This is a genomic window from Nocardiopsis sp. iso_237 (assembly GCF_056173345.1).
In genome coordinates this window covers 2,167,997-2,180,385 of sequence record NZ_CM149669.1, presented here as the reverse complement: position 1 = coordinate 2,180,385, position 12,389 = coordinate 2,167,997, and the positions used below count along the sequence as shown (strand labels likewise).

At 71.4% G+C, this 12,389-nt stretch carries 13 protein-coding genes; 1 reads left to right on the top strand and 12 read right to left on the bottom strand.

Features of this window, described 5'->3' with window-relative positions; genetic code table 11:
- Positions 1-217: 217 nt before the first annotated feature.
- The 7 genes from AC0VYM_RS09835 to ruvX form a co-directional block, all read right to left on the bottom strand.
- On the bottom strand, positions 218-1,066 hold the full coding sequence (locus AC0VYM_RS09835; protein ID WP_475461327.1) for a TrmH family RNA methyltransferase: 849 nt from the start codon (positions 1,064-1,066) through the stop codon (positions 218-220).
- 30 nt (positions 1,067-1,096) lie between these two features.
- The gene (gene rplT / locus AC0VYM_RS09830; protein ID WP_026117095.1) at positions 1,097-1,468 is read right to left on the bottom strand and encodes a 50S ribosomal protein L20; all 372 of its coding nucleotides are present in this window, start codon (positions 1,466-1,468) and stop codon (positions 1,097-1,099) included.
- Positions 1,469-1,634: 166 nt separating this feature from the next.
- Complete coding sequence (gene rpmI, locus AC0VYM_RS09825) at positions 1,635-1,829, bottom strand: 50S ribosomal protein L35 (protein WP_017583949.1); 195 nt, start codon at positions 1,827-1,829, stop codon at positions 1,635-1,637.
- Positions 1,830-2,014: 185 nt separating this feature from the next.
- The gene (infC, locus tag AC0VYM_RS09820) at positions 2,015-2,581 is read right to left on the bottom strand and encodes a translation initiation factor IF-3 (protein WP_255421507.1); all 567 of its coding nucleotides are present in this window, start codon (positions 2,579-2,581) and stop codon (positions 2,015-2,017) included.
- 401 nt (positions 2,582-2,982) lie between these two features.
- Positions 2,983-3,822, bottom strand: coding sequence for a shikimate dehydrogenase (locus AC0VYM_RS09815; RefSeq protein ID WP_475461324.1), 840 nt, complete (start codon positions 3,820-3,822; stop codon positions 2,983-2,985).
- Entirely contained in the window at positions 3,819-6,206 is a 2,388-nt protein-coding gene (mltG, locus tag AC0VYM_RS09810) for an endolytic transglycosylase MltG (protein WP_475461321.1), read from the bottom strand. Before mltG ends, AC0VYM_RS09815 begins: the two co-directional genes overlap by 4 nt.
- Complete coding sequence (ruvX, locus tag AC0VYM_RS09805; protein ID WP_475461318.1) at positions 6,203-6,691, bottom strand: Holliday junction resolvase RuvX; 489 nt, start codon at positions 6,689-6,691, stop codon at positions 6,203-6,205. Before ruvX ends, mltG begins: the two co-directional genes overlap by 4 nt.
- Between ruvX and AC0VYM_RS09800 the strand changes: the two genes are divergently transcribed.
- On the top strand, positions 6,683-6,835 hold the full coding sequence (locus AC0VYM_RS09800; RefSeq protein WP_378747145.1) for a hypothetical protein: 153 nt from the start codon (positions 6,683-6,685) through the stop codon (positions 6,833-6,835). The two genes, ruvX and AC0VYM_RS09800, sit on opposite strands and share 9 nt — an antisense overlap.
- A 384-nt stretch (positions 6,836-7,219) precedes the next feature.
- Here AC0VYM_RS09800 and alaS read toward each other — a convergent pair whose 3' ends face one another.
- The 5 genes from alaS to AC0VYM_RS09775 all read right to left on the bottom strand — a co-directional run bounded on the left by alaS (position 7,220) and on the right by AC0VYM_RS09775 (position 12,321).
- Complete coding sequence (alaS, locus tag AC0VYM_RS09795) at positions 7,220-9,886, bottom strand: alanine--tRNA ligase (protein ID WP_475461315.1); 2,667 nt, start codon at positions 9,884-9,886, stop codon at positions 7,220-7,222.
- 327 nt (positions 9,887-10,213) lie between these two features.
- Positions 10,214-10,846 carry a hypothetical protein gene (locus tag AC0VYM_RS09790; protein ID WP_475461312.1) on the bottom strand — a complete coding sequence of 211 codons (633 nt, stop codon included), beginning with the start codon at positions 10,844-10,846 and terminating at the stop codon, positions 10,214-10,216.
- A 103-nt stretch (positions 10,847-10,949) separates the two neighbouring features.
- Positions 10,950-11,507: a hypothetical protein gene (locus AC0VYM_RS09785; protein WP_475461310.1), complete on the bottom strand. Its 558-nt coding sequence runs from the start codon at positions 11,505-11,507 to the stop codon at positions 10,950-10,952.
- Positions 11,508-11,653: 146 nt separating this feature from the next.
- Entirely contained in the window at positions 11,654-11,932 is a 279-nt protein-coding gene (locus AC0VYM_RS09780; protein WP_475461307.1) for a hypothetical protein, read from the bottom strand.
- Positions 11,929-12,321: a DUF948 domain-containing protein gene (locus tag AC0VYM_RS09775; protein WP_475461304.1), complete on the bottom strand. Its 393-nt coding sequence runs from the start codon at positions 12,319-12,321 to the stop codon at positions 11,929-11,931. The genes AC0VYM_RS09780 and AC0VYM_RS09775 overlap by 4 nt, the downstream gene beginning before the upstream one ends.
- Positions 12,322-12,389 lie beyond the last annotated feature (68 nt).

Below are 12,389 nucleotides of genomic sequence, written 5' to 3'. Positions count from 1 at the left end.
CGCTCGGCACTCCACCCGGGGTCAGCCGTCCGCTCGTGACGGGGAGTGACCATCGGGGATGGTTCCGCCACGCCGGGACGTGGTCAGACGGCTGCGGAGGAACGGTCTCGGCGCGGCGCGGCCACACGCGAAGGGACCACCGCGACGGTGGCCGGATCCAGCCTTTCGGCCCCGCCGTAGACCGGGGAGCGGCGACGCCGGACCGGATCGGCCGCGCTCAGGCGCGGCGCTGCTGACGGGCGGTCGTGTACAGGCAGACCGCGGCGGCCGTGGCCAGGTTCAGGCTCTCGGCGGCGCCGTAGATCGGAACGCTGACCGCGCCGTCCGTCTGCTGGACGATCTCCTCGGGCAGGCCCCAGGCCTCGTTGCCGAAGACCCAGCCGACCGGGCCGTCCAGGTCGCCGTCGTCGGCCAGCTGGTGCAGGTCGCGGTCGCCGCTGCCGTCCGCCGCCCAGGCCCTGGCCCCGGCGCCGCGCAGGAAGTCCACCGCCTGGGCCACCGGCACACCCACCACGACGGGCAGGTGGAACAGGCTTCCGGCGGAGGCGCGCACGCACTTGCCGTTGTAGGGGTCCACCGAGGCGTCGGTGAAGATGACGACGTCGGCTCCGGCCGCGTCGGCGGTGCGCAGGACCGTACCGGCGTTGCCGGGGTCGCGCACGTGGGAGAGGACGACGGCCAGACGCACGTCGGACACGCTCTCCAGGGGGACGTCGACGAACTCGCAGACCGCGATGACCCCCTGCGGGGTGATGGTCTGCGCCAGCTCGGACATCACGTCGAGACTGACCCGGTGGGTGGGCACGCCCGCTGTGTGGGCGGCGTCCATCAGGTCGATGTGGCGCTGCATGGCCTCCGCCGTGGCGTAGACCTCGACGACGCCGTGGGCGGTCCCGTTGTAGGGGGACCGCCCGACGCCGCCGTTGACGGCGGCCAGGGCCTCCCGTACGGCCTGCGGCCCCTCGGCGAGGAAGCGCCGCTCACGCTGACGGAAGGTGCGCTTGGCGAGCCGCCGAACCCCCTTGATCCTGGGTGACCGGACACTCGTGAACTCGTGGCTCGCCATCGCTACCCGTCTGCTTCTTCCGACTGCCCGCTAGGCCGCGGCGGTGGTGGGGAGGGCCTGCTTGGCCTTCTCCACGAGAACGGCGAAGGCGGCCTCGTCGTTGACGGCCAGCTCGGCCAGCATGCGACGGTCGACCTCGATCTCAGCCAGCTTCAGACCCTGGATGAGACGGTTGTAGGTCAGACCGTGAGCGCGGGAGGCGGCGTTGATGCGCTGGATCCACAGACGACGGAACTGCCCCTTGCGGTCCTTGCGGTCCCGGTAGGAGTAGGTCATCGAGTGGAGCATCTGCTCCTTGGCCTTGCGGTACAGACGCGAGCGCTGCCCGCGGTAACCACTGGCCCGGTCGAGAACGACCTTGCGCTTCTTCTTGGCGTTGAGAGCCCGCTTCACGCGTGCCACAGTGACTCCCTCATTGGTTCTTCCGGCGCGCACGGCGCGCCGACCGGTCCGGCCAGGACGCACCCAGCGACCGTGTTCGCTTCAGGTGGGTGTCCCCCGGGCGCCTCAGCGCGCCGACGGAGTCGGGCGCACGGGCTCGCCAAGGAGGACGGGAGGTGCTCCGGTGCTACATGCCCAGGAGCTTCTTGATGTTCTTGGTGTCGGCCGGAGCGAGCTCGGCCTCCGTGCCCAGCTTGCGCTTGCGCTTGGAGGTCTTGTGCTCAAGGATGTGGTTCTTGTTGGCACGGCGGCGCATGATCTTGCCGGAGCCGGTGACCTTGAAACGGTCCTTGGCTCCACTGTGGGACTTGTTCTTCGGCATGTCGCCGTCGTCTCCTACTCCGTCGGCGCGGCACCCGCACAGGATGCGGACACCGCGATTGTTCCGCCACTACGGCGGGGTCCCGTCGCACACCGGTGCATCACGGACTGGTCGGGCGCAGCCCACCCCACCACCCGGTCGTCGCCTACACGGCGTCCGGGCGGTGGGGGACTTCCCCTGGCGCCTTACGCCTGGTCGCGCTCGTCGCGGCGGGTCTTGTCCCCCGCCGCGGCGCGGGCCTCGGCCTTGTGCTCGGAACGCCGCTTGTGCGGACCGATCACCATGACCATGTTGCGGCCGTCCTGCTTGGGCTGGGACTCGACCGTGCCAAGATCCTGGACGTCCTCGGCCAGACGCGCCAGCAGCCTGCGCCCGAGCTCGGGCCTCGACTGCTCGCGGCCACGGAACATGATCGTCACCTTGACCTTGTCCCCGCTCTTGAGGAACCGAACGACGTGACCCTTCTTGGTCTCGTAGTCGTGCGGGTCGATCTTCGGGCGGAGCTTGATCTCCTTGATGATCGTGTTCGACTGGTTCTTGCGCGACTCACGGGCCTTGACCGCGGACTCGTACTTGAACTTGCCGTAGTCCATCAGCTTCGCGACCGGCGGGCGCGCGGTCGGCGCGACCTCGACGAGGTCGAGGTCCGACTCCTGGGCCAGACGCAGCGCGTCCTGCACGGAGACGATTCCGACCTGCTCACCGTTGGGTCCGACGAGTCGGACCTCGGGCACCCGGATACGGTCATTGATGCGGGGCTCTGTGCTGATGAGACCCCTCCCTAGCTTTCTCGGATTACCTGGGACCGGCCGCCCACCGTGCGGTGGTCGGCCTGTTCGACCGGGTCGCCCGTGCTTGTTCAGGCCACCCGCCCGCGTTGGGGTCTCACCAAAAACGAAAAACCCCGCCAGCGTGTGCAAGCGGGGCGATCCGACCGGACGTTCACGACGGAACCGCGCGCCGGGCCGCCGGAACCCGTACACGGGTGTCCGACGTACTCGGGGCGCTGTGCCCATCGTCTGACCGGGACCCACACGGGCGCGGCCCGGTAGGTGGGAGGATCATCTCCGCTTGCGGCTCCGGCGTGCAGGACACACCGGACCAAGTCGATGACACCCAATATAGCAGGACCCGCGACCACCGTGTCCGGTGGTCAGACCGCGGCCTGGTCGGAGCGCCGGACCAGCTCGGCCTCTCCGGCGGCCCGCATGGCGTCCACGGGGACGTCGTCGGTCCCCGTCATGAGGCGGACCTGGGCGACGGCCTGGTGCAGGAGCATCGGGAACCCGCCGACCACACGTCCGCCACGGGCCGCCACCGCCGTGGCGGCGGGGGTGGGCCATGGGGCGTAGATCACGTCGAACAGGTCGGCGCGGGAGGCCGCGATCCGTTCGGCGTACCCGTCCGCCGCCCCCGAGGGCAGTGTGGAGACCACGAGGTCGGCGTCGAGGTGGCGGTCGATCTCCGTGAGCGGGGCCACCCGCACGGGTCGGCCCAGACGCTCGGCCGCCGCGGTGACCTCACCCGTGCGCGCGGTGTCCCGGGCCAGGACGGTGACCGGACCGGTCGCGCCCAGCTCCCGCAGGGCCGCCAGGGCGGAGGCCGCGGTGGCCCCGGCGCCCAGGACGACCGTGCTGGCCGGGGCCGCCACCCCCGCCTCGGTGAGGGCGGTGGCGATCCCCTCCACGTCCGTGTTGAGCGCCGACCACCCCGCGCCCCGGCGGACCAGGGTGTTGGCGCCGCCGACCGCCGTGGCCAGGTCGGTGACCTCGTCGGCCAGGTCCATGGCCCGGCGCTTGAGCGGCATGGTCAGGGAGAGCCCGGCCCACTCGGCCGGGTCCAATCCGGAGAGGAAGGGCGCCAGCCCCGCCTCGTCGCACTCGAAGAGTCCGTAGGACCAGTCCTCCAGGCCCAGTGCCGCGTAGGCGGCCGTGTGCAGGACCGGGGAGAGGGAGTGGGCCACCGGCGAGCCCAGGACCGCGGCGCGCGTCATTCCCCGCCCTCGCTGGCTCCGCCGCCCCAGGTCTCCTGGAAGCGTTCCTTGAGGACCTCGAACTCCTCGTGGGTCTCCGCGAACTCGGTGACGCCGTTGTCCGGGTCGGTGGCCACGAAGTACAGCCACTCACCGTCGGCCGGGTCCAGCGCCGCCTCGATGGCGTCCTGTCCGGGTGCCACGAACGGGCCGGGGATCAGACCGGGGCTGTGGTAGGTGTCGAACCCGCTGGTGTCGTCCCTGCACGCGGCCAGCTGCTCGTTGTTGAGCGCGATGCCGTACTCACCGATGGCGTAGAAGCAGGTGCTGTCCATCTGGAGCGGCATGTCGATGTCCAGGCGGTTGTGCACCACCCGCGAGATCTTCGGCATGTCCTCGGCCCGGCCGCTCTCGGCCTGCACGATGGAGGCGATCGCCATGACCTCGTTGGGGTCGTACCCGAGGTCGGCCCCCCGGGACTCCAGGTTCACCTCCTCAGCGATCTGCTTGTGCTGGGTGACCATGGTGCGCAGCATCGACAGGGCCTCGGTGTCGGGTTCGAACCGGTAGGTGGACGGGAACAGGTAGCCCGCCGGGCCCTCCGACGCGTAGTCGGGCAGGTTGAGCTCGTCGGTCTGCTCGTACGCCGCCTGGAGTTCCTCCAGGCTCAGGCCCGTGTTGTCCGCCAAGAGCTGGAGCACCTGGTCTGATCGGAGCCCCTCGCGGATGGTGACCCGCCCCCCGAGCCGGTTCTCCGGGTCGAACAGGGCCGCCACGGCGCTCTCGCCGCTCATGCCCTCGGCCAGGGAGTAGGTGCCGGGCACCAGGCCCTCTCCACCGTTGGACCTGAGCGCGTTGGTGAAGGCCCGCACGCTGGCGACCACGCCCTGGTCCACGAGGCTCTGGGCGACGGCGGTGCCGCTCTGCCCGTTCTCAATGGCGAAGACGACCTCGCCCTCTCCCTCACCGGAGAAGTCCGGCGGGAACACGTAGGTGCGCGCGACCCCGTAACCGCCGCCCGCGACCACGAGCAGCAGGACCAGGGCGAGCAGGACCGTCAGGCCCTTGCTCCTCCTGCGCTTCTTCGGCTTGCCCTTGTTGAGCCGGGCGGCCTGCGCGGCCTTGGCCCGCTTGGCGCGCTTGCGGGTGGCACGGCTGTCGCCGTAGGAGGCGGCGATGTCCTCAAGGCTGTCCTCTTCGTAAAGGTCCTCCTCGGGCTCCTCCTCCGCCACGGGTTCGGGCTCGGGTTCGGCACGGCGTCCCCGCTTGGCGCGGCGGCGACCGCGACGCCCCTTGGGCTCCTCCTCGGGCTCCTGCGCGAGGAAGGAACCGGTGTCCGTGAGGTGTTCCTCGTCCTCGTCCAGGTTGGACAGCTCGGCGAAGGCGCCGGTGTCGGTGACCGGGGCGGCGAAGGCGCCGGACTCCTCGGGCTCGGGCTCCGGCTCCGCCGCACGACGGGCGCGCCGACGACCGCGACGGCCGGTCGGCTCCTCGGACTCGGGCTCGGGTTCGGGCTCGGGTTCACGGTCCCGGAACGGACCGGTGTCCTCGGGGGCCTCCTCCGCCGCACGACGGGCACGGCGGCGGCCGCGACGACCGGTCGGCTCCTCGTCCTCGGGCTCCAGCGCGCGGAAGGCGCCCGTGTCGCGTACCGGCTCGGGCTGGGGCTCCGGGGCGCGCTTGCGGCGGGCCCGGCGGCCCTGGGGCTCTTCCTCGGGGGGGTCCGCGGGGAAGGCGGGGGCGGGATCGTCGGCGTCGTCGCCCCAGAAGGCGGAGCGCGGCTCCGCGGGCTCCTCGGCGCGTGCGCGCCGGGCCCTGCGGGGGGGTTGTTCCTGTGCGGGGGCGTCGGCGGGGGGCTGGGGGGCCCCGGTTCCGCGCGAGGAGTTCTGGGCGCCGCCGAGGTTGGCCAGGGCCGCGAGGGCGTCCTGGGTCGCGTCGGCGCTGGGGCGCTGGTGGCTTCCGGTGTCCGAGGGGGAACCCTGGGCGGGGCGCTGGGGGGCCTGTCCGCCGCGTGCGGCCCGACCGCCGCGCAGGGCGTCGGCCGCGCCGAAGCGCCGGGGCTGGGCCGTCTGGGGGTCGCCGTTCCACGGCGTCTCGTCCGCCGGGGGTTCGGCCCTGCGGCGGCGGCCCGGGGCGGGTCCGGTCCGGCCCCGGGGGTCGGACTCCCCCGGCGCGGGGGTCGGGTACCGGGGGGCGCGGGCGTCGCCGGTGGGCGGCCCCGTGTGCCCGAACTCACCCGTTCCGGCCTCCTCGGTCCAGTGGTTGGACCGGGGCTCGGGACGCGCGCGGCGGCCGCGTGACGGCGGCTGCGCGGGCAGCGGGTCGGACAGCGGGTCGTAGTCGTAGCCGTCCTCGCGGTCGGCGCGTCCACGGTAGGGATCGGGGTAGTCATCCCTGTCGGTCATGAATCTCCCTGGCTTGCACGGACGATCTCGCCCGGGGGATGGCCTGTCGACCGTTCCTGGTCCAAGGCACTCTGCAAGAGCACGGTGGCGGCCGCCTGGTCGATGACCGAGCGGCGGGCCCGGCCGCCCCTGGCCCCCTTCTTCCCGAAGGAGGCGCCGGAGAGCAGCTGTCCCTGCGCGGTCACCGTGGTGAGTCGTTCGTCCACGAGCCTGACGGGGACGGGGTCGAGGAGCCGGGCCAGGGTGTTCGCGAACTCGCGGGCGGACCGGGCCGCCGGTCCCTCCTGGCCGGACAGTGAAGCAGGGTAGCCCACGACGATCTCGCGGGCCTCCTTCTCCAGGACGAGGAGGGCGATGCGCTGGACGTCGCCCCTGCCTCGCGGGATGGTCTCGACCGGGCTGGCCAGCACGCCGCTCGGATCGCTGGCGGCGACTCCGATACGTGCGTTGCCCGGGTCGATGGCCAGGCGCACACCGTGTCTCACGAGGACGCCTCCTCCTGCCTGGGGGCGCTGCTCGCGCGGGCGGCCGTACCGTCGACGGCACAGCACCGCTGCTGGGAAATCCTCAACACGGTGGTCCTGTTCATCAGCTGGATCGCGGGAATCTCCGCGCAGACAGCCATGTGATCGGCTGTGACGCGCCACAGTATGCCCGATTCGATGACGGTGCGCAGCCTCACCCATGGAACGCTCCCGGTCGCGCGGGGACGGGGCCTCTGGCCTCGGGTCTGCCGTGACGACGGGGACCGGGGAGCACACGTACCGTCCGAGTGTAGGTCACGGTGGTCACGTGCCGGGTCCGGGCCCGTCTCGCCGGGCCGTCCGGCCGTGTCGTGCGTCGGAGCGGGACCCGGTGCCGGAAGAACCGTCAGCTTGGTCACATAGCGAAACTGTACGGACATGTTCGGCGAGACGGGGTGATTGGCCGCTTCGGTGTGGCGGGAGGCGGACCGCGCCCCGTGGACCCCCTGAAGGGTCCACGGGGCGCGGTCGGAGCGGCCTCGCGGGCGTCTAGGCGCCCGCGACGCGCGCCTCCACGGCGCGCAGGGCCTCGTCCACCTTGCTCGCGTCGGTTCCGCCGCCCTGGGCGATGTCCGGCTTGCCGCCGCCACCGCCGCCGAGGGCGCGGGCCGCGACGCCCACGAGCTCGCCCGCCTTGATCCCGGCCTTCTGGGCGGCCTTGTTCGCGGCGATCACCACGACCGGACGGTCCTTCGGCACGGCGGTCATCGCCACGACCACGGGCTCGTCCTCACCGAGGCGTCCGCGTACGTCCAGGACCAGCTTGCGCAGGTCGTCACCGCTGGCGCCCTCGGGCGCCTCGGCGGCCACGACCCGGGCCGAGCCGTGTCGGCGGGCGCCCGCCGCGAGGTCGCCCGCGGCCTGGAGCACCTGCGCCGCGCGGAGCTTCTCGATCTCCTTCTCGGCGGCGCGCAGCCGCGAGACCATCGTGTCGATCCGCTCGGGCAGTTCCTCGCGCGGGGTCTTGAGCTGCTCGGAGAGCTGGCCGACCAGCGCCGACTCCTTGGACAGGCGCCTGAACGCGTCCACCCCCACGGCCGCCTCGACGCGGCGCACGCCCGAGCCGATGGAGGACTCCCCCAGCAGCTTGACGATGCCGAGCCTGGCGGTGGAGCCGACGTGCGTGCCGCCGCAGAGCTCGACCGAGTAGTCGCTCATCTCCACGACCCGCACGCGGTCGCCGTACTTCTCGCCGAACATGGCCAGCGCGCCCATCTTCAGCGCGTCGTCCAGGCTCTTCTCCTCGGTCCGGACCGCGATGTCCCCGGCGAGGACGGTGTTGACCTCCTCCTCGACCTCGGCCAGGCGCTCCCCGCCCAGCGCGTTGTCGGCGGTGAAGTCGAACCGCAGCTGACCGGGGCGGTTCTCCGAACCGGCCTGTCCGGCGGAGGGCCCGATCGCGTTGCGCAGCGCCGAGTGGATCAGGTGGGTGGCCGAGTGGGACCGCTCGATGGCGTGGCGACGGCCGGTGTCGATCTCCGCGTGCACGGTGTCGTCCAGGACGACCTCTCCCGAGCGCACGGTGCCCCGGTGCACGAACAGGCCCGGGAGCGGCTTCTGGACGTCCTCGACGTCCACGACGCCGCGCCCGTCGACGGTCAGGGTTCCGGTGTCCGCGAGCTGACCGCCGCTCTCCCCGTAGAACGGGGTGCGGTCCAGGACGATCTCGACCTTGTCGCCCGCGCGGGCGGCCGGGACTCCGGTGCCGTCCACCACGATGCCCCGGACGTGGGAGTCGCTCTCGGACTCGGTGTAGCCGAGGAACTCGGTGTTCCCGGCGTTCTCGTGCATCTGGGCGTAGAGGGAGATGTCGGCGTTGCCGAGCTTCTTCGCCTTGGCGTCGGCCTTGGCGGTGTCCTTCTGCCGCTGCATGAGCTCGCGGAACGAGCCCTCGTCCACGCTGAGGCCCTGTTCGGCCGCCATCTCCAGGGTGAGGTCGATGGGGAAGCCGTAGGTGTCGTGGAGCTGGAAGGCGTCCACACCCGAGAACACGGTCCCGCCCGCGGCGCGGGTGCGCTCGGCGGCGCGGCCGAAGAGCGTGGTGCCCGCGCGGAGGGTGTCCGCGAAGTTGCGCTCCTCGTTGTCGATCACGCCGTGGATGACGTCGGCCTTGTCGAGCAGGTCCGGGTAGATGTCCTTCATCGCGTCGATGCTGACGTCGGTCAGCTCGTGGAGGAAGAAGGCCTCGGTGCCCGAGAGCAGGCGCAGGTTGCGGATCGAGCGGCGCAGGATCCGGCGCAGGACGTACCCGGCCTTCTCGTTGCCGGGCTTGACGCCGTCTCCGACGAGCATGACGGCGCTGCGCACGTGGTCCGCGACCACGCGGAGCATGACGTCCTGGTCGTGGTCGTCACCGTAGGAGGTACCGGTCAGCTCGGCGGCGCGGTGCAGCACGCGGCCGATGATGTCGGTCTCGTAGATGTTGTCGACGCCCTGGAGGACCGCCGCCAGGCGCTCCAGGCCCAGGCCGGTGTCGATGTTCTTCTTCGGCAGCTCACCGAGGATCGGGTACTCCTTGCCGGAGCCCTCACCTCGCTCGTACTGCATGAAGACGAGGTTCCAGATCTCGATGTAGCGGTTCTCGTCCGCCTCGGGACCGCCCTCGATCCCGTACTCGGGGCCGCGGTCGTAGAAGATCTCGGAGCAGGGGCCGCAGGGACCGGGCACGCCCATGTCCCAGTAGTTCTCCTCCTTGCCCATGCGCTGGATGCGCTCGGGCCGGACCCCGACCTTGTCGCGCCAGATCGACGCGGCCTCGTCGTCGTCGAGGTAGACGGTCACCCACAGCTTCTCGGGGTCGATCCCGAAGCCGCCCTCGGACACCGGGGTGGTGACGAGCTCCCACGCCAGCGGGATCGCCCGCTCCTTGAAGTAGTCACCGAAGGAGAAGTTGCCCAGCATCTGGAAGAAGGTCGCGTGACGGGAGGTCTTGCCGACCTCCTCGATGTCCTTGGTGCGGATGCACTTCTGGACGCTGGTGGCGGTGTCGAAGGAGGGAGTGCGCTGACCCAGGAAGTAGGGCTTGAAGGGGACCATGCCCGCTGGCACCAGCAGCAGCGTCGGGTCCTCGGCGATCAGGCTTGCCGAGGGCACCACGGTGTGTCCGTTCTTCTCGAAGAAACTGAGGAAGCGGCGCGCGATCTCTGCCGTCTCCATTGATGCCCTCCTGTGCTTGGCTCCGCCGCGCCGTGGCGGCGGGGTTGTCCCTGGGTGGGACCGTGGTCACGCGTGGTCGGTAGGGGCCCATCGTAGAGGGGACCGCCACGTCTGCGCGCATGGTTTGCAGTGGCCGCCGAGGACTCGCGCCGTTGGGGACAACGGCGGCGGTCCGGCCGTTCCCAGGCTATCGCCGCTGGCCACCGACGCATCCCCGCGCGGGTTCCGGGGCGGCCCGGAAACGCGGAGGGGCCCGGCGGTCTCCCGCCGGGCCCCTCACCGGTCGCTCCGGTTCTCCGCCGGATCGACCGGCCGTGACGTGCGTGCCTAGGCGCCGTAGAAGCGCCGCACCGTCGGGGCGAACATGAGCCCGGTCATCGTGACGTGGAAGGCCAACGGAATCAGCGAGGAGGGAGCGGCCTCCATGGCGATCGACGCGATCACGTTGAGCACCAGGAGAAGCGACGCGATGACGTTGAAGACGACCACGCCCCAGTAGACGCCCTTCGAGCGCTTGCCCATCTTGGCGGCGAGTGTCGTCGACACGATGCCGTAGACGAGCGGGATCAGGGCGACGACGACGCCGAGGGCACCGAAGACCCCCACCATCCCCATCATCTCGGCGCTGTCCACCTCGGGCGAGCTGCCGGCGGCGGTTCCCATCCCGACACCGAGCAGGACCATCAGGCCGACACCCAGGCCGAGGAGGATACCGACCGGACCCCCGATGAACATGAGCACGCGCACGGCGACGCCCGGACCGGGCAGCGACTCGGACGCGCCGGGCCCGCCGTGGAAGTGCGGGGGCGGGACCGGGGCGCCGGGGGCGCCGTAGGGCTGGCCCGGGCCGGGGCCGTGCGGCATCGGCGCCTGGGGGTAGCCGTAGCCGCCCTGCTGGTGCTGCGGGGGGTGGCCCTGACCGTAGGGCTGGTTGGGGCCGGAGGGAGGTGAGGGATACACCTTGGTCCTCTCTGAGGAGATGTGTGGAGTGCGGGAAGGCTCGACAGAGTCAGACCCGAGGAAACGGACCGGGGTGCCGGGGCGGTCGGAACCGCCCCGGTTCTCAGTAACCGGCGCGGGGGCCGGCGGACGCGGGCGTGTAGTACGCGCGGGTCGCCGGGACCACCATCAGGACGATCATGCCGACCGCGAAGAACAGCGGGATGATCGCGCCGATGGCGCCGGTGAACAGGTTGATGACCAGCAGGAGCGCGGCCAGGGCCTGGAAGACGACGATCGACCAGAGGATGCCGCCGCTACGCCGTCCCATGAGCGAGGCGAGCGCGGTGGAGACGATGCCGTACACGAGCATGACGGCGCCGATGATCGCCATGACGATGACAATCTCGGCGGGGTCGATCTGGACGCCCGTCTCCTGCACACCCTCCGCGAAGCCCTGGGCGAACTCGCCGCCGCCACCGGCAGCGACACCGACCAGAAGGACGAGACCGCCGAGAAGCAGGCCGAACACACCGCCGATGAACATGAGCACGCGCACGGTGATCGCGGTGCCGGGCATCTTGTCCGGTGCCTGCGGGACGCCGGGGTAACCGTACTGCCCCTGGTTGTAGGGGTCGTGGCCTCCGGGGACGGGACCCTGGGGCGGTTGTGGCGGGTACATGGCGCTTCCTCCGTGTTGCACTGGTTCGTCAACCCTACAGACGCGCGTCAGGGGCTGGCGGTTCGCGAATGCGGTCACAAATCTGACCCGTTCGGGCCCCGTCCGGTTCCCTCGTTGTCCCAGGTTGTTCCCGTTACGACCAGTTGCTACCCGCGTTCGGGGCCGAGCGGGGGCGCGGCGTCGGCGGAACGGAGGGCCCGAGGCTCGGGCGCGTACCGGCGCAGCAGCTCCGCCTCCTCCTCCCGGACCGCCTCCGTGAGGTCCTCGTTGAGCTCCTGGAGGGCGCCCCGGTACTCGCTGACCCGGCCCTCGACGCGGTCGGCGATTCCCCCGGGCGTCAGCGCCTGACGGGCCCGGTTGACCCGGTGGACCACGTAGCCGCCGATCGCGGCCCCGGCCGCGAGGTAGAACAGTCGGCCGATCACCGGTTCTCCTTCCTCTTGCGTCCGCGCACCACGGCCAGGGCCTTGCGGCGGCCCAGGACCTGGCGGACGGCGTAGGAGAACGAGGCGATCCGCACCAGCGGGCCGGTGAACACCGACCGGGTGAGCGCGGTCATGGAGGAGACGTCCTCCGAGGAGGCCTGCACGTTGGCGGTGATCTCCTCGACCCGCTCCAGTGACGTGTTGGTGCGCTCCACCGTGGAGGCCACGTCGTCCAGCAGGGGCGGGGTCCGGTCCCCCACCTCGGAGACGACCTTGGTGGTCTCGTTGATGAGCTTGATCAGTTTGACGAGCGCCACGCACATGAACGTGGCCAGCACCGCCCAGACCACCGCTGCGACGAGCGCGGCGACCTCTCCTCCGGTCAGCATGAAGGCTCCGTAGGGCAGATAGAGGGTTGCTTCGAGGATGTGCGAACGGTCCCCGCGCGCGCTCGGGC